Origin of the sequence: uncultured Dokdonia sp., from assembly GCF_947492815.1 — a bacterium.
GTDB lineage: Bacteria > Bacteroidota > Bacteroidia > Flavobacteriales > Flavobacteriaceae > Dokdonia.
This window is the reverse complement of record NZ_CANLOB010000002.1, coordinates 245,126-266,201: the sequence shown is the minus strand read 5'-3', so window position 1 is coordinate 266,201 and position 21,076 is coordinate 245,126. Positions and strand designations below refer to the sequence as shown.

At 30.4% G+C, this 21,076-nt stretch carries 22 protein-coding genes; 3 read left to right on the top strand and 19 right to left on the bottom strand.

Features of this window, described 5'->3' with window-relative positions:
* Positions 1-153: 153 nt before the first annotated feature.
* The 5 genes from Q1A01_RS03890 to Q1A01_RS03875 form a co-directional block, all read right to left on the bottom strand.
* On the bottom strand, positions 154-780 hold the full coding sequence (locus tag Q1A01_RS03890) for a hypothetical protein (RefSeq protein ID WP_299676272.1): 627 nt from the start codon (positions 778-780) through the stop codon (positions 154-156).
* Between the two features lie 5 nt (positions 781-785).
* Positions 786-1,724, bottom strand: coding sequence for an RHS repeat-associated core domain-containing protein (locus Q1A01_RS03885; protein ID WP_299676270.1), 939 nt, complete (start codon positions 1,722-1,724; stop codon positions 786-788).
* Positions 1,725-1,966: 242 nt separating this feature from the next.
* Positions 1,967-2,134, bottom strand: a complete 168-nt coding sequence (locus Q1A01_RS23880; protein ID WP_366520084.1) for a class I lanthipeptide — start codon at positions 2,132-2,134, stop codon at positions 1,967-1,969.
* A 202-nt stretch (positions 2,135-2,336) separates the two neighbouring features.
* Positions 2,337-2,666, bottom strand: a complete 330-nt coding sequence (locus Q1A01_RS03880) for a YegP family protein (RefSeq protein WP_299676268.1) — start codon at positions 2,664-2,666, stop codon at positions 2,337-2,339.
* On the bottom strand, positions 2,666-3,253 hold the full coding sequence (locus Q1A01_RS03875; protein WP_299676265.1) for a HEPN domain-containing protein: 588 nt from the start codon (positions 3,251-3,253) through the stop codon (positions 2,666-2,668). Before Q1A01_RS03875 ends, Q1A01_RS03880 begins: the two co-directional genes overlap by 1 nt.
* 74 nt (positions 3,254-3,327) lie before the next feature.
* Between Q1A01_RS03875 and Q1A01_RS03870 the strand changes: the two genes are divergently transcribed.
* Positions 3,328-4,629: a DDE-type integrase/transposase/recombinase gene (locus Q1A01_RS03870; protein WP_299676262.1), complete on the top strand. Its 1,302-nt coding sequence runs from the start codon at positions 3,328-3,330 to the stop codon at positions 4,627-4,629.
* Positions 4,630-4,917: 288 nt separating this feature from the next.
* On the opposite strand, the gene Q1A01_RS03865 is transcribed toward Q1A01_RS03870, so the two are convergent.
* From Q1A01_RS03865 to Q1A01_RS03800, 14 genes are all read right to left on the bottom strand, one after another.
* Positions 4,918-5,229, bottom strand: a complete 312-nt coding sequence (locus Q1A01_RS03865; protein WP_299676259.1) for a hypothetical protein — start codon at positions 5,227-5,229, stop codon at positions 4,918-4,920.
* Positions 5,229-5,468: a hypothetical protein gene (locus Q1A01_RS03860; RefSeq protein ID WP_299676256.1), complete on the bottom strand. Its 240-nt coding sequence runs from the start codon at positions 5,466-5,468 to the stop codon at positions 5,229-5,231. The genes Q1A01_RS03865 and Q1A01_RS03860 overlap by 1 nt, the downstream gene beginning before the upstream one ends.
* Positions 5,469-5,630: 162 nt before the next feature.
* Positions 5,631-6,902, bottom strand: a complete 1,272-nt coding sequence (locus Q1A01_RS03855) for a hypothetical protein (protein WP_299676253.1) — start codon at positions 6,900-6,902, stop codon at positions 5,631-5,633.
* A gap of 24 nt (positions 6,903-6,926) precedes the next feature.
* The gene (locus Q1A01_RS03850; protein WP_299676250.1) at positions 6,927-9,059 is read right to left on the bottom strand and encodes a DEAD/DEAH box helicase; all 2,133 of its coding nucleotides are present in this window, start codon (positions 9,057-9,059) and stop codon (positions 6,927-6,929) included.
* 3 nt (positions 9,060-9,062) lie between these two features.
* Positions 9,063-9,983, bottom strand: coding sequence for a DUF1837 domain-containing protein (locus Q1A01_RS03845; protein ID WP_299676247.1), 921 nt, complete (start codon positions 9,981-9,983; stop codon positions 9,063-9,065).
* 15 nt (positions 9,984-9,998) lie between these two features.
* Positions 9,999-10,652 (bottom strand): SLATT domain-containing protein, encoded by a 654-nt coding sequence (locus Q1A01_RS03840; RefSeq protein WP_299676245.1) that lies wholly within the window; start codon positions 10,650-10,652, stop codon positions 9,999-10,001.
* Between the two features lie 566 nt (positions 10,653-11,218).
* The gene (locus Q1A01_RS03835) at positions 11,219-11,827 is read right to left on the bottom strand and encodes a hypothetical protein (protein WP_299676242.1); all 609 of its coding nucleotides are present in this window, start codon (positions 11,825-11,827) and stop codon (positions 11,219-11,221) included.
* Position 11,828: 1 nt separating this feature from the next.
* Positions 11,829-12,533: an MBL fold metallo-hydrolase gene (locus Q1A01_RS03830; protein WP_299676239.1), complete on the bottom strand. Its 705-nt coding sequence runs from the start codon at positions 12,531-12,533 to the stop codon at positions 11,829-11,831.
* A 14-nt stretch (positions 12,534-12,547) separates the two neighbouring features.
* Positions 12,548-13,198, bottom strand: a complete 651-nt coding sequence (locus Q1A01_RS03825; protein ID WP_299676236.1) for an HAD family hydrolase — start codon at positions 13,196-13,198, stop codon at positions 12,548-12,550.
* Positions 13,198-14,364, bottom strand: a complete 1,167-nt coding sequence (locus Q1A01_RS03820) for a glycerate kinase (RefSeq protein ID WP_299676233.1) — start codon at positions 14,362-14,364, stop codon at positions 13,198-13,200. Before Q1A01_RS03820 ends, Q1A01_RS03825 begins: the two co-directional genes overlap by 1 nt.
* A 212-nt stretch (positions 14,365-14,576) precedes the next feature.
* Positions 14,577-16,193, bottom strand: a complete 1,617-nt coding sequence (locus tag Q1A01_RS03815; RefSeq protein ID WP_299676230.1) for a hypothetical protein — start codon at positions 16,191-16,193, stop codon at positions 14,577-14,579.
* Positions 16,194-16,438: 245 nt separating this feature from the next.
* Positions 16,439-17,335, bottom strand: coding sequence for a tyrosine-type recombinase/integrase (locus Q1A01_RS03810; RefSeq protein ID WP_299676227.1), 897 nt, complete (start codon positions 17,333-17,335; stop codon positions 16,439-16,441).
* Entirely contained in the window at positions 17,322-18,263 is a 942-nt protein-coding gene (locus Q1A01_RS03805) for a tyrosine-type recombinase/integrase (protein ID WP_299676224.1), read from the bottom strand. Before Q1A01_RS03805 ends, Q1A01_RS03810 begins: the two co-directional genes overlap by 14 nt.
* 160 nt (positions 18,264-18,423) lie before the next feature.
* Positions 18,424-19,956, bottom strand: coding sequence for a hypothetical protein (locus tag Q1A01_RS03800; protein ID WP_299676221.1), 1,533 nt, complete (start codon positions 19,954-19,956; stop codon positions 18,424-18,426).
* Between the two features lie 132 nt (positions 19,957-20,088).
* Between Q1A01_RS03800 and Q1A01_RS03795 the strand changes: the two genes are divergently transcribed.
* Together Q1A01_RS03795 and Q1A01_RS03790 are read left to right on the top strand one after the other, a co-directional pair.
* A complete protein-coding gene (locus Q1A01_RS03795) occupies positions 20,089-20,478 on the top strand; it encodes a helix-turn-helix transcriptional regulator (protein ID WP_299676218.1) in 390 nt (129 codons plus the stop codon).
* 7 nt (positions 20,479-20,485) lie between these two features.
* A complete protein-coding gene (locus Q1A01_RS03790; protein ID WP_299676215.1) occupies positions 20,486-21,034 on the top strand; it encodes a hypothetical protein in 549 nt (182 codons plus the stop codon).
* Positions 21,035-21,076: the final 42 nt, after the last annotated feature.

Sequence of the window (21,076 nt, the reverse complement as noted above, 5' to 3'; positions counted from 1 at the left end):
ATTAAAAAGATTAATTAAGCAAATTTTCGAGCAAATTACCAGAAGTTTACTTACAAACAGTTGTAGAAGACTTGGTTTTGATTTGGAATAATTGTTTATAAACAAAGACACTCACCTAATGATGAGTGTCTTTCTAAACTGTATGTTTTGTAATTACTTGATTTTTACTTCTTGATTTTTTTCATCCCAGGAAAGTTTCCCTTTATTTTGATCTAACCAATTATTTAAAAAATCAATATCTGATTGTTTAGGAATTCTTTCTCCCCAGTCTTCTTCTAATTCAATTTTTTTATAGCCAGTCAAATTTTCAAAGAATGTTATCGCATAATCAAGATGATTTGCATTGATATTTTCATTTTCAATACCATTGTTCTTTTTAAGAATACTCAAGTGAACCTTAAACACTTCAACAGGGTTTTTTCTTAAGTATTTGATATCACTGTCAAGATAGAATTTCTCTTTTTCCTTATCAAATCGTAAATTACTTTTATTCAAGTCATACCAATCTTTCCAATCTTTGATATTCCATTGATTAGGAATTTTATAATCTGAATATCCTTCTTCCATATAAGATTTAATATTAGAAATGTCTTCTATTTTTAAAATAGCTTCACTTATATTAAAACCCTTTTGAGTTTTTTCTTTAATAAAAGAATCCTCTATATGATTAACATATTCTAAAAAAACAATAGAGTTATTATCGGCTTGAGCATTAGAATTTTTACAATTCAAAAAAACAGAGCAAACGAATAGTAATAATATAATATGTAACTTTTTCATAATTTCTAATCTTTTATTTTTTGAAAATTTCCTCTAATAACAAGAAACGGAACACTTATCGTTTCATTGCCTTTCCTAAAATTAAATGCTCCTGTACCTGTAGGTGTAGTATACTGCACTGTTCCTCTACGAGTTCTTACAGTTCCTTGTTCTGGTCTGAAGTTTTCTGTATCTGGTAATCTCTCATAACCACCATTAATATTAAATTCTGCTTGCTTTCCTGCGGTATGATGTTCATCTTTCGTTCCGTTAGGATTACCAACTTGTTTTTCAAATTGTTCTTTTACTTCATGACCAAGGATACTATTCTGATTTGCTCCTTCACCTTCCCCAAATGCATTAATATCTCCAATATCTATAGTTTCTTTTGTATGATTGCCAAGTCTTATTCTTTCATCTCCATCTACAACGTTTATAACAGTATCATCTTTTTCAGGATCAGCAGCTTCACTAATAACATCAAAAAATGCTTTTTGTTCATCGGTTTCAAAATCATCTCTAGTTACCCCTTCTTTTATAGATACTTTTCCATCACTACCAACTGTGGCTATTCCTTCTCCTCCTAATCCAGCATTTAAATTATTTTGAACTTTTTCCAGAGATTTTATACTTCCTTTAAAAATCAAATCTTGAGGTCCTAATCCAGTTGGGTCTATATATCTCATGGGATTATTATAATTAAAATTATATGGAGACCATTCATAAAATACTTCTGCCAATGGATCAATATTCATCCATCTTCCAAGACTAGCATCATAATTTCTGGCATCAAAATCATACCATTCGAGTCCGAGTTCTGGATTATTTTCTTTTCCATTGTAGGCAAAACGTTCCGCCATGGAGTTAGAATTGGATGTAACCACGTCATTGTACCCACGTTGCTGTAATCCAAATGGATAGTAACTAAGGGTGTTTTTTAAGGGCTTTTGACCTTTTTCTAACAATGCCTCACACTAATAGAGGTTATTTCAATGAACATTTATTTATAAAGCTGCTTTTCTTAATTCTGAATAATTATTAAATTGTTTTTTAAGTTCTCTAACTTTTTGTAAAACATTATTCACATCTTCAATTCGTTTTTGCTTAAACTCGTAGCTAAGATATTGTTCATAGTTTTCAAATTTTAACTTTATATAATTTAATGATTCTATTATAAAATTAATATCTGCTGCGTTGCTTAATATATTCAATTTAGACAAGAATTCATAGTTCGACATTTATGACCTCTAGTCTCTGGTGGTCTACAAATACCATTCATACTTCCACCATAAATTTCTTTCATTTGTAAAGATTCTAATTTGGAAACAATTATTTTACTCAATGTCAACTTATTAAGATTATTCTTTTTCTTCATAACTCTCAGTTTTTGTTTTTAAAATTATTCGCTAAAATAAATATTAATAAATATGCTTCAAAATTCCCCTGCTGACGCTCGTTTTTAACGAGTGAACTAACACTAATTTTTAAGGGCTTTTACCTTTTTGGGAGTATGCCACTCTTAGTGTCGGTTCTTTTTCAATATGGAATTTTTAACAGCCCAATTTAAACTTAAATTATTAAGTTAAATCAAATACATCAGCCGAAGGTGCATTGTGTTTTACAGAAAATATACCGTTTTCAAGACCTGCTTTTGTAGAATAAAATTCGCTTTTACCAATAATTTCCCCATTAATAGATTTTAATACAAAATAGTGTTGACCATTTTTAGCTATCTTTCTGGCATACATATCCAAGTTAATAGAATTTCTTTTTACAGATTGAATTCCATTATTACAACTATTTTTAGCTTTATATCCTTCACTTGCAAGAATGATTTGACCATTCATTGCTTTTAGTCTAAAAAAATAATCGTTATTCTTCGCTCTATATATTTCAAATTTTCCCATTATCTCATTTGGCTAATTAAATCAACAACAAAACTATCTACATTTTCAATCCATCTCTCAACTTGACTAATCCTGATTGTTTTTATTCTTGTTTTACTTATATCATCATCATTTGTTCTGTCTGCCTTGTGTACAATGTTATGACGTCTTTTAATCATATCATTCAACATACTGTAATATTTTTTAAGAGGATTTGTATCAACTCCCATATCGTTAAGGTGGGATTCTATATCAGCTGTATTATTAAAACTGACTTTATTTAAATGTTCTTGTATAGAGGCTTTAATAACCTCGTCTACTGTTTTCCCTCGTAAATTAACAATATCTCTAAATTCAATTTTTGTTCTTCTTTCTTTTCCTGTTAATGAGATTTTATTCAAAACATCTGGATCAGCATTAGGCAATTTCCATCGTAATAAATTTCTCAAAAAATCTTCAAAAGTAGAATGAGTCAATACAGTTACTGCTCTTAAAACATCTCCTTTAGAAGACACATTAGAAGGTACTAAGACATCTTTGTATAACTTAATAAGTTGTTTTATTCTTAGAAAGTTTTTATCAAAAGTGTATATAATATCATCTAACATTTATCTTTTCTTTATTTCAACTGCATATCAAAAGATTGTTATTTTCGCCACTTTTTTAATTGCTATAAAGTGAAATGGGGAAATACAAAAAGTATCATTCTGATGTTAAATCTACCTATGCCCTCGGTCTACAAAATGAACTCTTACCACATGAGTTTAAAAATCAAATTCCAAACTCAACAGCTTCTTACTGGAAAGAGAATGAAAAACCTGAACGGTATGTTGGTGGCGAATTAGCATCAAGTATCCAATCCAACCTCAATGATACCAAAGTCTTTCTTGATCCTCGTATTCATCTCGGTAAAGAAGTCTTTATGCAAATGGCTCGTTTCTATATCACTATTCTCAATTTGATTGGTAAAGAACGTGTCTTTAATTCTATTAATGGAAACAAAGGAATTATCGTTCAGCTCCTAGAAAACCTGCATCCTAATTTCCCTTTTACCAAACACCTTCTATTGCTATTTTTAAACGTATCGCCAAGACAATATATGTTGTGGTTAGGTATTCATAAGAATGCGTGCGAAAAGTCTCTTTCCAATACCTGTTTTAAAAAGCGTCCTAATCAAATTGCTTTATTTGAAATCGACATCCTCAAAAACTATATGACTAAGAAAGCACATAAGTATTGGTCTATTGGTGCTATTTGGGGTAAGGCTATTAGAGATGGTTCTGTAGAAATGTCTTCAGCTTCTTGGTATAAGTATTCTCGTAAACTTGGTCTTTCACAAGCTCATAAGCCAAAAAAGAAAATTCAAAAACGAGGTTCATTTAATGCCGAACATCCTAATCACACGTGGCACATGGATGTCTCCCAATACAAAACCTTGGATAATGTGAAATTCTATATCTATACCGTGGTTGACAATTTCTCACGAAAAATCGTATCTCATCATGTTTCGCGAAAGCTCTCAGGTCGTATTCGAGTTAAGAGTTTACGCCAAGCCATCAAAAATGAATTTGATGTCGAGATCAAAGATCAATCACTCGACCTTATCGTCGATGGTGGCTCGGAGAATAACAATTCTACCGTTGCCGAATTTATCAAATCTTGTGCGATTTCTATTCAAAAGAAAATAGCCCTTAAGGACGTTACTTTTTCTAATTCTATCGTCGAAGGACCATATAAGATTATGAAAAGCTATTACTTTAGAAAGAAAGATATCTATGCCTCAGATTTAAAAGATGAAGTAGATTTTTTTGTCTTTGATTATAACTACAATAAACCCTGTCACAAGCATCGGTATTTCACGCCTCACGAGGTTCATGTCGAACCTGATATTTTGGATTCAATACCTCATTTATCAAAATGTAATCAAGCCCGATTAGAAGCCAACAGAAACTACTGTTGTAAACTTCTTATGGAATCGAATTAAGGTTTTAGCAAACTAAAGCCAAAATCATACTCATTCTTCCCTTTTTATCTTTCAATATATCAATGAACGTATTGTTTCTTTTTTAAGAAATCAAACGAATTCCTTTTTAACGAATCAATAGTATTCTTTTAAAGAACTTCATCATTTCTTAGCACCTTGTTCGAATATTCGAACTGCAAGTATATAAGCAACTTAGATCTTTATATACTCTTTAGCAATAACAAAGAAACTAAAAAAAGTAATGATATAATAATCATTACTTTTTAATATTAGCACTAAGGATATAGTCTATATTTCTAAATAATCATCGTATGCCCGAGGATCTACGGTATTATTCCAAAAGGTCAACAATTCAATCCTCAATTCATCTTCAAATATCTTATACGCTAATGAGGTTTGTTTTGAAATAACGAGTATTCGGACATCTTCAATACTCGATGTCTTCCCTGTTATTGTTCCAGCACGTAATAATTGGATTTTATCTTCAACAAGTGCTATGAACTTTTCAACCTCTTTAAACGGCCATTCTTTAAGTAAGATAAAGTTAATCTCAGCTTCATAGGTCAACTCTGCTCTGAGCGTCCATTCAATCTTATACATTAACTTGCTATGTTATATCGCTTTTTAATATCAGCCATAACATCATCATGTGATCGTACTCGACCTGCTTTTGAGTCTTCCAATCCTTTTTCAATAAGCTTTTGGAAAACTTCTGGCATTTCTACATCAGTCTCTTCTTTTTGATATGATTCAAAAACAGCTTTAACAATTCGCAATAGCTTATCGTCTGCTGTATCGATGTACTGACTTATTATATTTTTAAGTTCGGTTGTACTCATATCATTAATTCTTACTCTAAACAAATATAGAGAATTATACCTTTTTTTCCTATGAGATGGAAATTCAAGAATTATTCCAAATAATCTCGCTTTCTCAAATATCTTATGATATTTACTATTTTATTAAACTCTCTTATGAAACTTTATTTATCTAAGAAATAGCTAGATTATCCGTTTATGCCATTTACCAATAAAGCTTACCAGATCTAAAACAGATAAATTCAAAAGAAAAGTATGGTATGCAAAATCGACAAGCGTTTTTTCTTTAAACTTATCTTTTTTATTTAAAGCTGTATATGGATAATATTTTATTAGTTGCTCATAAGTAAAAAATTCAGTCTTTGTGTGACCAATAGCATTCCTTAATTGATTATCTAATAAAAATCTAAAATACTTTTTTAGATATGGGTATTGTTCAATAACCATTCTTTTATTGCCATTATTTAATTTGTAATATTCATTTAAAGAATTACATGAGGAAACACTTTTAAAATTGTTCTCATCTCTATTTTTATAATAATTTGAAAATCCTATATATAAAATCGAAGATCGAGCTATTAACTCAAAAGAATCTTTATAATTATCTTTTAATTCATCAAAAGAAAAAGTAGTTATTCCATAACTATCATTAAAGGTTTCGTTAAAGCCAATATAACTTAGTGCTATTACTGGAACGAAAGAAATAGAATTCTTTATAAAAGTAATGAGGATTTTACACGCAATGATGAACTCCTTTTCTATATTATAAAAATCACCTAATGATTTTTTTAAATGTGCAAGAGATGTTTTATCTTTTTGTACTCGATTAATTGTATCTCGAAATAACAATCGAATAGTATAACTATTCTCATAACTTTTAGGAATAACATTTAAGATAAAGAGTTTGAAAATTTCACTGATTATAAAAAAACAGCTTTCAATACTTATAGAAAATGTTTTATTAAGCTCTGGCAAACTTGGTGCAAAATGCTTTTTAGATTCTGATATTACCAGCTCCCATTTATTAGCTTGAAATAAAGAAATGATATTTTCAAGAATAGCTTCTTTTTCAGATCTATATTCTGCAAAAGCTAAATATTTATTCTTAAAAATAGAGATAGTTTCATAATCCATTGACTCACCAAGAGCTATATAAGGGTTCAAGGTTATTCCTGACGCACCACCTATAATTTGTTTAGATATTTTAGGGATTGGTAATTCTGTTGAAATTGGAATTATAGGCGTATCTATTGGTATTTCTTCTAAATTTATATGTTTTGCATTGTCAAAATCTATTTTTACATTAGGAGGTATTTGTAATAATTCTCCTTTAAATAAACTTCCACAACTAGGACAACCTATGCACACGAAAGACTTTTCTAAGTAGCCAGCTTGTACCTTAACTACACTTTGAAAATTGCATATATTACATTCAATAGGAAATCGAAATGTCATTTAATTCTAGATTAATAATTTATATTAAGTATTTGTTTTTATCCCTTCAAAAAAGTAATCAACTATATAATTTTCGAATCCTGATAAATTGCATTCTTTTTTAACTTTTTGTGCGCCAATTTCATTTAACTTATCTATAGCTGTATGAAGTTCAATGCTTGAATTTTCATCATAAAATTTTAACACATTACTATTGTGAATTTTTTTAGAGATCATTCTAGGTAAACCAAATTCTTCTAGTTGAAAAACTGCTTTAGGAAGAAACGCATGTGATACATGATTAACAAATCTTGAAATATCATAATTTTTATCACTTAGAATTACTTTTTGAAGATTATTAACATCCATTAATAAGGCTCCGAGCTTGAAACTAACTTTTCTCTCAAGCTTAAAAAAATCATCAAGACCTATATCAAAAGGCTCTAGTCGTTTTAACATATTAGGAATTGATCTAAACCAGTTAACTCTTAAAACTTTGGTAAATTCAACTATATTAGAATACTTATCATCCCATCCACTTCTTTCAAAACCTATTATCTTATACAAGAATCTATCCCAATTATTTACATTAGGGGAATTTAAATAACTTAACCCATTCCAACTTTTAGGGTTATTTGATAAATCAATAGCAATCCTTTTGATTAGATCTGAATCACTAGATTGAAATACATTTTCAGATTTTAATCTTTCATAGACATCTGATCCTAAGACTTCGGACATTTCTTCTTCGTAAAGAATAATTTTAGCCACTTGCTCTTTAGTTAGTTCATTTTTAAAATTCTCTTTATCTAAATCTCCTAATATTTTTTCAGGAAATGGTAAGTCTAATTGTGTTTTCTCTTCTCTGGGTGGAGCATCTAATATGTAAATTTTGCCTATAAAATGTTTAAACATTCGACCTCCACGTCCTATAATATTCTTATAGGTAAAATCATTTAGGTTTGACGTTCCATTTTTATTCATCCAAAGAACTACATTCTCGGCAGATGTATTTACCCCTTCAATAATTGAGGAAGTTGATACCATATTATCTAACCCTTCTTCTTTTTCTTCAAACAATTTTACTTGAATTTGACTAAGAGACCGATGTAATCTTCCATTATGGATACCTGTACCTCTTTTAACTAAATTTGTCAGATTCCAACTAAGACTATAATTAACACCTAACCAATTTGAAAAATCTTCCAATAAAGATTTTTCTTTTATTGAAGTATTAGTCAAAAGTAATGTTGAAATACTATCTATATTTGAATAAGTACCTGCATAAATTAAAGTTTTTGTTTCTTTCTCTTTTATTATTCCTAATAATGTATCGTTTTTTAACTGCTCATCATCTTTAATATTTAAATAAAGTTTGTGCTGTTCAAGGAAAACAGTATTAAATTCAAGAGGAAGAAATTCCATTCCTACCGTGAAAGGATTATCTTTTAAAACAGAAATATTAGGTGCAAGAAAGTACCTTTGTTTAGCAATTTTACTAAGTTTTAAAATTGCTTTAATTAAGGTTGGCGATCTATCTTTATCAAAGTTTACACTAGCTTTATAAAATTCATCTACTATTAATAAATCTATTTCTTCAATTTTATCCACATAATTTATTGCTCTTTCTTGAGGGAAAATAAATATATTCTTTTGGGCAAGATCAATATCGGTAGTTGTTATTATTTTATATTTGTTAGCAAATTTCTTGTATAACCTTCTTCTGGTCTCATCAGTTAATGCTAGCGTAGGAACAATAATCATTACGTTTTTAGGATTATTTATTGATATAAAAGAATCTATAACAAAGCTTTTCCCAAAACTAGTAGGAGCACTTACAGCAATACTTTCTCCATTTATTAGTTTCTTTAACAAGAAAGATTGTTCTCTATGCAGAGTAAGTTTTTCTTTTTCTCCTGTATCAACTTTAAATACTTCATAAACATATCTCTCTTGCCATCCAGCAGTCTTATAATCTATGTATGGATATAGTCCTATCTTTCTTATTAAATGATTTACTATTGGAGTATATTGAATATTATTAATTTCATGATAATCCAATAATTTTATCAATTCATCTCTAGCCGCTTTTTCTTGACTATCCAATAAAAGGTTATTGATTATATGACAAATATCAAATACGTAATCGTCCATTGAAGACACATTAATTACATCCATATACTATCTGTTCTTATGAAAGTTTGCAATTTTTATAAATTCATCAATAATATCTTTCTTAACAGGTACTGGAAACAAAATAAGATGGAAACTTATTTCAGAATAATTATGTAATGTATTCCCAAATTTATTTATCTGTTTTTTAAAATATGATTGAGCTCTTTGTTTATGATAATTAGAAATTTCTAACTCATAAGCTGAAGTTAATTGATCGTATTTAGGTGTAATTGGGCATTCATGTAATAACAAAATAGGGATATGTAACTTTGGCTTTAAATCATCAATAGATTCTCGCGTGGATAATGCATTTTTTATCCTTTCTCTTAATTCTAGATTATCGTCTATTAAGAGATCTAAATCTTGCAAGTCAGTTATGATACTATTTTCTTTTTTTATCTTATCTGTTTTAAGAGAGTTCTCTACTGATGTTATAATTTCACCTAAGCGAGCATCTTCTATACTATTATAGAATTTAGCTTCACCAAACCAAATACTAAAGTCATTATCTTCAACAACAATATGTACACTATCAGCACCTTTTGCATTATCATTAGGATTCTGTTTATAATATATTTTTGGGACAACAGGTAGTGCTTTATAATAATGTTTCATTATTCCATAAAGTAAGATTTCTGATAATTCACTTCCTTTACTTAGATCACTATCTTTATCAGTCAATCTTAGCTTCTTAGCAGATTCAGATAGTTGAGATAAAGGTTGATTAATTAAGCTATCTCTTTCTCTAAAGGATAATGCAGTATCTGCAATATTATCCCATATAAAATTTTGAAACTTTGTGTATCTCCAATTTCCATCTTCAAAATCATTAATTAAACTAAGCACCTTTTTTTTAGCTATAGGGTTCAGACTAGAATCTTTACAAAAAGTTGAAAAAAAATCACTTAATAATACTTTAAAATCCATATTTAATATTTTAAATTAAAGTAGTTTTTGAAGAAGTAAGTAAAGTATTACTCCAGGTATTATTATTGTCAATAAATAAATTAATCTTGATTTAACAAAGTACCATAATGGTGTTGTAATCCATTCAAACCATTTTATAGGATAATAATCAGGGTGATTTAATCTAAATCTTTTATTATCTATAGGTGAATGATTTTGATACCTTCTTAAAACATTTTGATATTCCTTTTGTAAATTCATACAAAATTCCAATTTTTCTTCTTTAGTAGCTTTTGCATTATATGATTTGTAATTCTGTAACTCATTATATAAATCTGCTAAATCTAATGCGCAGTCGTGAAAATTTTTAGCTTTAACTGGATAATTCTGAGCATTTTCCAATAAAGAGAAGACTAATACTAATATGGAAAGAGCCGTAATTGTAAAAGCTATTATATCGGGATTAATAGTTTCAGGATTATAAAGGTTATATACAGATATTAATCCAAAAATTATCAAATATGCAGAAACAAAACTCAAACTCAATGTAGAGTATCGATCAATTGTCTTAAGACGATTATTTGCTGTAAATCTAGTTCCTTTGGTAGCCCAAATTTTATGTTTCAATTCTTCAAGAAAATCTTTATCTAAATGTTCCTTCCCCTTTTCTTTGACAAAGCTTTTAGCCATATTTTATTATTAATTTTAATTCAATGAAAACATTAAAACCGTTAAATAACAATTTTAAAATAGTTTAGTTTTACGGGTTTCCGTAATCAGAGGAGAATAAACAAATAATCCCCAATGAATATTGAGGCTTGTTTAGAGTAATACATTTAATTTAAGGAATTAACAAGATACAGTAATTAATTGATAGGATGCAAATTATCAATCATTTCTTGTAGGTTTTCAATACTGTCTTCCAGAAATCTCTCGGTAGAAGAAATATAGCGATGCCCTGCCATATATTGCACTTCTCGTATGTTGTGAAGCTTTAACCAATGTGTAATCACTGATGCACGTATCTGATGTGCGTTTTTGATATTCAGATTAATTCTACGGAGTTTTTTAAACAGTTGGTTGCCAACGGTAAAACGATCCGAATTTTGCGGTATAAAAGCCTCTGTGTGGGACGCTATAGCATTTTGCAAGGTTTCCTATCCGTTTGTATATACTGGGCTAAGGAAATGACTTGTGGCGATTTGATTTCTAGCTTGCGATAGTTGGTTTTACGAATAATCTTTTGTTGTAAGTGGTTATTCTTTATAGAATTCTGTTACTAACTTTAAGCATTGCTCTTCGTTATTCTCATGAGAATCTATAATCAAAACTTGATTCCCAGTTATTTTTTTGTTTTGAGATAATGAAACAAGATTATCATAAATCATTTTATTGTATTCAAAACCTTTTTGTTCTTTTTTTGAAAGAGGAGTTTTTGTTGTTAATGCTCTTTCTTCTATTCTCTTTCGAGCAATTTCGAAAGGTGGGCAACAAAATACAGTTGAATAAATATCGTAATGTTCTATTATTTTATTTATTACCGCATCAAACTCTTCTGTTTTAAAGCCATAAATATTTATTGTAGAAATAAGACTAATTATTGCTCTATCAATTATTATGTAGTCATAACTATTATCAATAGCATTAATTTTAGAGAATTCACGAGCCACTCTTAAATATATTTCTGTTAGTTTATGTAGTTCTGCTTTGTTATAAACAGAAGTAATGCTTTTAGCTGTATCAATAGACAATTTGTCTATAATCTGGCAAGTTTTTTTCTTCTTCTCAAGAAAATTTTTGAAATTATTAATTAATGTCGTTTTGCCAGAACCATCTGTTCCTTCAAATAAGATTAAATTTGGCATATTATGGATTTAGAGATTCTCCAAAATTTAAGACTTGGACTTTTACTTTTTTGAGAGTTTCTATACGATTTTCTAAAACTTTAAATCTATCTACAAAATCTTGTGGATTAACTCTAACACTATCTTTTGGGCTGTCATAATGAGCTGGAATTACAATTTCAGGTACAATTTGAGAAGTGAAAACAATAGCGTCTTCTATGCCCATAACAACCCCTCTGTTACTAATTGGTAAAGTCAAAACATTTGGATTCTTAACTAACTCATAATCATACATATTTTGTTCTAAAAATCTCGTGTCACTAGTATGATAAAATGACTTTCCGTCACATTCTATGAACATACCAAAATTAATTACAAATTCTCCTTTCGCAAAGTGGTCAGTAAAAGTTAAAGTGATTTTAAAACCAAGCTCATTAATTACATCACCGACTTTTGCTATACGATAGCCTCTTTCTTTTGCAAAATCTTTTTCACCAATCTCTGTATTTGTGTAGACTATAGGGGTTGAATTTTTAACTATTTCTCCTTCTGCGTTTATATCGTGATGATCTGCATGCTTATGAGTGATTATCATTAAATCAATATGACCGAAGTCTTTTGTTGTAAAATTATTTTCATAATTATATTTTCCAGGATCAATAAGCAATTTTTTACCTTGCTTGTTTTCTACAGTATATGTGAATTGAGAATACTTTGTTATTTTCATTTTGTTCTATTTTATTAAGTGAATTCTATTACGTTAGATATTTTGTTTACTATTCCATTAATCGAAGAATTATATTTGTTTTTATTATTATCTATTTTTGGGTCAAAAAGGATCGTGTCCATATTCACGGTTTTTGCACCAAGAATGTCAGTTGTTATTTTATCTCCAATCATAAATGCTTCTTGACTTTCTATACCAATCTTATCTAACATGATTTGAAAAATTCTAGGATCAGGCTTTAAATATCCCACATCACAAGATAATACCACAAAATCTGCCAACTCATCCAATCCTAGTTGTTTTATTACAGAATGTGACAATTCAGTTGTGTTTGATAAAACACCAATGATATATCCCTTTTTTTTAAGATCTTTTAATAATTCTTTCGCTCCATCAATCCAATGGACTTCCTTTGAATAAATATCATAAAGACTATCAATAAAATCAGCATCTTTTTTGGTAAACTCTAAATCGTTTTCTAAACATAAAGACTCAAATACTTTATATTTTTCTTTTCCATTCTTACCAACACTAGATATTCTAATCCATTCGTGTACTTCATTTCTTGGTAAGTCAAAATATTCAGCTACCAAATCCGTTTCTTTTTTCCCTTCTTTTACAACTAAGGTATTCCATAAATCAAAAACAAATGCTCTTTTTTTCATTAGTTATATAATTTTCTTGCCAATCTAAAACTTGCTTGAGTAACTAATTGTTTTGCCTTGCTAATGTAATTTAAAACAGAAATATCACTATTTGTCAAAGGTTCAACAAAATCAACACCTGCTCTAATCATAACATTTGAACAATCATCTCCAACTGAACCAGCTATTAAACCAACTTGTTTATTAAATTTTTTTGAATGAAGTGCAACGCAAATTGGAGCCTTTCCTTTTAGGGAGTTTAAGTCGAGTAAACCTTCCCCTGTTAATACTAAATTAGCCCAAATTATGTCTTTTTCTAGGTTAATAATTTCAAATATTTTTTCAAAGCTATAAGTCAATCTTGCGGTTAAAAACAAATATGCTGAACCTCCAATTCCTCCACCAGCTCCACATCCTGGAATATACTCAATATTTTCAGAAAAATGTAATTTTGTTAGCTTGAGCCAATGTGTTTTGACTTTATTTAAAATATCAATATCTTCATCACTTGCACCTTTTTGTTTGGCATAAACATTAGAAGTTCCTGTCTTCCCTCCAATAATGCTGCTCAAATTTCCACAGATAAATACGTTACAATTATTTCTTAAGAAATTGATTGAATCACTCTTATTTAGATTTATTTTTTTAATACTCAGAATATCTTTTGGTGTTTTTGCATCAATGATATTTTCTTTTTCATCTAAAAACTCAACACCCAAAGCTGTTAGCATACCAACTCCATAATCATTAATTGCTGTGTCGCCACACCCTATATATATGTTTTTTGGTTTAAATTTTTTTATTGAGTCCTTGATTTGCAAGCCTACACCGAATGAAGTTGTATTGATAGGGTTTCTCTCCTCTCTATTTAAAAGTGCTAGACCAGCAGTTTGGGCAACTTCTATAAAAACATTTTCTTTAGTTTCACAAACACCATAATGAGAATTAATCTCTTTCATTAAGGGGTTTCTGCTTTTAGTTATTTCTAAATGTCCATTAAGCGACTTCGATAGAATTTCTGAAAACCCTGTCCCTCCATCACAAATCTCTTTTTTCCGAAAAGAGAAGTTTATATTCGAAAGTGGTTCAAATAACCTCAAGCCTTTTTCAATTGAGTCATTAGCTTCACTTGAAGATAGACTCTCTTTAAATGAATTACTTGCTATTAATACATTTATTCTTCTCATTCAATCTTATTTTAATATCCTACAATGTGCTTGTATATGAAACGTAGTGCTGTTAAAAAGCAGTTTTATTTCGGATTAAACACAAGTCAAAATTTTAAATTTTACTTATTATTTTATTTTTGGCAATTCATCCAATTAAAAATTTTGTGCCTTCCCGAAAACACACAAATCATATTGTTGGCAGTAATTCACATAATGTTTTATATCATTCACTATTTCAGCTTACTACTCTTTGTGATTTCTTTCAAATCTTTCAATATTGAACTTTTCCTGTAAGTTTCAGAAAGCGACCTTACGTTTGTCTTCCAATCCTCTTTGATTTTATCAAAACCATCAGATGTATTTAATTTATCAAATAAATCTTCCCTGAACGAAATAGATGTAAAAGAATTATCATAATGAGTTTTTACAGCACTCATTAGTATAGAATATTCTTTTTTCAGGTTGTTTAAATCGTTTTTGATTAAAGAGTATTTGATTTTTTTATCAATTAAAATATTCACATCATCTACTGTAGCGTCAAACTTTTCATCAAATAAATCATAGTATTTTATATTGTTTAATCTTCCATTTCGGTAAGCATCATTAATTATCAAACTTAAATCAGCTTCTTGTAGAATCCGATTAAGTAATAAATCAATATTTTCTTCTAAGATGTCAATCTTATTTTTTGTTTTTGCAAATTGATTATAATTCTCATTTCTTGAAAGTTGTAAAATCTGAAGTCTTTTTAAAAATGTTATATAATCTTTGTCTTTAGATATACTATCATTATAAGCCCTCACTCCACTTGGATCATCAAATGGTTTAAGTCCTCCATTACTTTTTAGAGTAAATAGTTTACCACTCAATTTGTATATCTCCGAATTATTGTATGTAATAATCTGTTCATTTACGATATCATTTATAGATTCTATAAGACTATTGAATGTTCCTCCTGTTATTACATTAGCAATATTTCCAACAATATTTAGCCAGCTTCCTTTGTTGATTTCAGAACTAATGTTTTCTAATTCTAATTTTGTCGCACTATCTGCTTTATTTTTCAGTTTGTTGAAATAAAGAGTGAAACTTGGATATTTAAATGGATTAATAAGGGCTTCTTTTTGTATACCTAAATCAACACCTTCTCCAAATGATTTGACTTTGATTACTTGCTCTCTGTATTCGAATAAATCCAATATATTATCATCATATACATTTTTTATCGCATTTATTTGTTCACTATAATTCGTGCCATTAACAGTACTTAATATTAATTTTTCATTATCCTCTCTTGACTTATAGTAATCAGCTCCTTTCTCCGAGTATTGACTGATTTTTATTTTATCAACAAAAAGTTTTGACTTTAAACTCGATGAATTAAAAGTGATTGAAACCTTATTAATATTGTAGATGTCAATATTTTTATGGTATTCCACCCAATTATTTCTCAAGTCAACTTTTTCTTCTAATTTCACAACGTTATCACTATAGTAAGTAATTGACATTTCTCCATTGATATCGTTATTTATAAGTACGTTTTCAACATCAGTATTCTCATTTTGATTTTGAGTGTAGAAAACTATTCTTGCAATATTTTTTTTCTGAATTATTACTTGAGGAACTTTTATAAAATTACTTGATATACTGCCTGTGCCTTTCTTATCTAATGGGTGATTCACAATATTATTATGTGTAAAATCAATAAAAGAGACGTCATCTTTTGGGATATTAGATATTGGGCTTTCGAAATTGAATTTTGTAGAACCTTTTTCAAAAAATGAGTCTTGCCCATAGATGTTTAAGCTAAGGACAATCGAAATTCCTAATAGTAGTATTTTTTTCATAATGTGGGTTTTCAGTTTGAACCTAATTATTGAATATAGTTATCATAGGAACTATATATCTCGTTATCAAACATATTTAAAATAGTAAAAGCTTGATAATTTCTTCAAACCGTTAAATAACAATTTTAAATCTTTTTAATGTTACGGTTTCCCGTAATCAGAGGAGAATAAACAAATAATCCCCAATGAATATTGAGGTTTGTTTAGAGTAATACATTTAATTTAAGGAATTACAATCTATGTAATTAATTGATAGGATGCAAATTATCAATCATTTCTTGCAAGTTTTCAATATCATCTTGCAGGAATCGTTCGGTTGAAGAAATATAGCGATGCCCTGCCATATATTGCACTTCACGTATGTTGTGAAGTTTTAACCAATGGGTAATCACTGATGCTCGTATCTGATGTGCGTTTTTAATATTAAGGTTAATTCTGCGGAGTTTTTTAAACAGCTGGCAAGCAACTGTAAAACGATCCGAATTTTGCGGTATAAAAGCCTCTGTGTGGCACGCTATAGCATTTTGCAGGGTTTCCCTGTCTGTTTGTATATATTGAGCTAAGGAAAGCACCTGTGGCGATTTGATTTCTAGCTTACGATAGTTGGTTTTACGAGTACTTGGTACATAGATATTCCCCCGTTCTAGATTTACGTGCTGTATCTTCAGATGTTTGATAGAGGTAATAGAAAGTCCTTGATATACCATAAGTCCTATGATTACCTTATCCCGTATCGCTACCGACGGACTATGAGGTAATTCTATATTCTGCGTTGGGAAACTATAAAACAAATCTTCTAGTTCTTCATATTCAAGGAGGTTATGATTGAGGGTTCGTTTTGCTCCTCTGATGTTCATATTCTCCATTGGATTATCTCCTCTATGGTTTTCTTCTATCAGATAGTTAAAGAATACTTTTAAGGCTCCAATGCGTAGTTTGGTCGTTCTCTTTGAAGGTCGCTTCCCTGCTGTGGGACGTTGTATTTTCTTTGCGTAGGTTAAACAGGTTTTATAATCAATGGTATACGGGTCATAGTCTTTTGATTCACACCACCTCATAAACTTATCGTAACAGATCAAATAGGTATTGATTGTTGATTTGGCATACGCCTTTTCATAGAGATAGGTGTCAAATGATTTCATGTTCGTTCATCGTTACTAAATGAGTATATATCTGCGTTGATTCAAGCGAAGAATGACCGAGAAATTGACTAATAGATTTCATCGGCACTTTATTTTGCATGAGGTGCGTAGCGATGCTATGACGTAAGGTATGCAGGGTAATATTCTTTGCTTGGATATTTTCATCTTCACTGGCATCAACAATATACTTCAGTCTATTAGCTATCGACATATCATTGATACGGGTTCCTCGTTGTGAAATCAAAAAAGCATCCGTTTGATAGTTATTCTGAAACTCTGGTCTTCCTTCATAGAGATAGTCTTGGAGGATACTTAGATTGTATGGATTAATTGGCACAAAGCGTTCTTTGTAGTTTTTACCTTTACGAACATAGATACGACCTTTATCAAATAAGATATCTTCACAATTGATATGTACTGCTTCATTTCGCCTGAGTCCGCAACTATAGAGTAATACAAGTATTGCACGGTCTCTCATTTGAAAGTGTTCACTCATGTGAGAATAATCACAGGCTTTAAAGAGTCGTTTGATTTCGTCTTGGGTGAGGATGACTTTATCTGTATTGTGATAGGATATTTTCTCTCCTTTGAGATGCACGCCAAATTTGATATTGGCATTGTGTTCTTTGAGATAGACTAAGAATTTCTTTAGAGCTTGTTGGTGTTTGTTTAAAAAGGCTTTTGATAATCCCCCGCCACGTCTTTGGTTTCCACGTTGTGATAGTTGGGTGTAATATTCTTGGATAAGTAAAGTCGTTACTAGATCAAGATTACGATGTCCTCTTCTCTCCAGATAATGAAAGAATTCTTTTAAATGATTCGGCAGATTATAGACCGTAGTAGGAGCATAGCCAAGTACGTCCAGCCAATTGGTATATGAGTAGAGGAGCTGTATAAATACCTCGTTTTTAAGTTGTAGTTTTTTCATAGTTTGCTTTCGCGAAAGCGTATAAATTTCTATACCCTTTTACATTTTTTGGTTTTCGTGGCGAACTTCTCGTTCTATTTTGTGTATCAAATACTTAGTCTCGCCATTGCACCAGTGGCGAACCACTGGCGAAGTGGCGACCCGTAGCACGGGCAGGCATTTATACTTTTGCCACTTTTTGCAACTTTTCGATACACATATTCAGCGCCATATCGATGGTTGTTTCTAAATGAGTAAACTCATCTACATCGACAATTTCATAACAAAAGGATTCCTTTTGAATATCTGTTCTACGTTTCATATATCCTTCTTGCAAAAGCAGTTGATGATATCGTCTCAAGGTGGATTCTTTAATGCGCAATTCTCTTCTGATTTCTTGATTGGTAAATACCGTATTCTGTTTTTTATGTAAATGGGCTTTAAGTCCCTCTAGATAGTTTCTCGTTGCTCCGTTTAATGGGTCAGACTTACGAAGCAAAGTATCTTTGATTAGCGCATTGGCTACTTTGATATCTTCAAGCGTCGTTTCGATATATTCTTCTCCAGTATACACATCAAATTGTGACTCTCTTTGATGTTGATGATAGAAAGTAACAACTTCTATGAATTGCAGATAATGTGCATTACTACGTCGTGGTTTAAAAACTGATTTAGGTAATATCAAATGTTCTGCATAAGGATTGATAATACGTACTGGCTTTAAAAGTCTCTGTACGTTATTGAGTATCTTTTGCGCATCTATTTGATCTTGCTTATTAATCCGTCCTGCCGATTCTAAACGCTGGTATTTCATAATACGCTCGTCCTGTTCTTCACTCTCATCTATATACAGTAAGAAAGAACGATTAGAATTATCTTCATAGATACTTTCTTGGGTGGTACACCCTGCAACACAAATAGGTCCTTCTACCGTTAAGCTTTTGGTGATGCCTTCCCCGCCAGTACCTTTTTGTACGACACTCTTGGTAATACGTTTTTTGGTTTGTAACTCTCTAAGGGGATATAATACTTCTTCGGCACCATCCATATCTTCAATAAGGATAAGCTTATGCTTTAATTCATTCCGTTTGTAGTAATAGAAAGCATTAGCCGATAAGACCGTCATTTCTACCTTATCTTCATCTGGAATAAGTGCTGCAATTTTAGATTGTAAATGTGTCTTACCAACACCTGAACTTCCAAAGGAAATACAATGCAGCGGATTCTGCATTTTACGGGAGGTAAATATCAAATACATCAGTAATCGATTATCAATTTCTCCAATCACGCCACTAGCACCAATGAGTTTATTTGTTTTTTCCATGAGCTTATCAGAACGTAGTATCGTTATGGCTTGTCTCCGTTCTTTTTGCGAAAGCTCATATTCAAACACCTCATCAGAGTTTTCTATTTCTAATAACTCTAATCGATAAGTTTCCAGTTTATGAATCAGTTCTTGTAATGCACGTCGTATAATAGAAGTACCTACTTCTAAAAATTCAGCAATCTTGCGTACAAACTTTTCAAGAGCATTCGCATTATATAAATCCATGGTATGTCGTAAGGCGTGAAAAGGAGCATCCACCTTATGTATCTTTAAGGTCACTCGCATACGATCTAGTCCTGCGATTGAAATACCACCGAGAATATGGAATTCCAACACCTCTGTGATATATGAGTAATGGTTCGGATTTGTAGTATTAAAAGTATTCATATTCTGAATGTCAGCGTTATACACACAAATATATAAATAAATTGACTTTAAACACACTAAATATATAAATTAGTGTGTTTTTTGGTGTTTATAGCTAAATAACCTACTTTTGAGGTAAATAATTCCACCGTTATGACCGAAGTACAGCAATTACTGATAGATAACTTGAAGTTTTATAGAGTAGAAAAGAAGCTTACCCAAGCCAATGTTGCCAAGTCTTGTGATATGCTTCCAAGTACGTATTCTCGATTAGAAACAGGGCAGGTATCTCCGCAACTGCAAACTCTGGAGCGTGTATGTGATGCAATTGGTATTCCTGTGGTAGATTTATTTCGTTCTCGTGAAGTGAAAGATCAAACAACTGTTGAGAAACTTGAAGCCATATCAGGATTGTCTGAGTATAACCGCAATGTGGTAGAAATCTTATTGGATTCTATTATTGAGAAGGATAAGCTTGAGAAGTCGCAAGCGGTGACAATGAAGAAGAGATTGGAGGAATTGAATAAGGTAAGGGAAAAATAAATTTTATATGGATAGCCTGAATCAAATAGATGACGATATTACAGAAATTAAACTTCTTATAGAAAAGATAATCCTAGATTTAACCTTTCTTGAAATTTGTGAATTCAAACTCAATAAACATCATATACCTGAAATACCTTGGGGTTCGTTAAAATACTCTGGTCTTTATTTAATAGAAATTAAGAATCAAGGTGCTTTTAATACATTTTCTGATTGGGTTGAAGATTTCCGTTTAAAATGGGCAGATAAAAAATATCTAAAGTCTTTTACATCAAATTTAAAAAAGAAACGTATTGAAAGGCATACCAAACTTAACGATTGGATACCACTCTACATAGGTAAATCAAAGAAGATTGAAGGTAGGATTCACGAGCATCTCTTTAAAGAATTACATAAAACTACATTTGCTCTTAAACTAAATGCAAGAGATAATTTATTTAATGAAACATTCAGATTGAGCACACTAAAATGTAATGTAACAAATTACAGTGTTATTATGCCAATTCTTGAATCAAAGTTTAGAGAACAAATAAACCCAATTATTGGTAGGCAATAAACTATACATAGTTAATTAATCTCCTTTGACAATCTAATATCT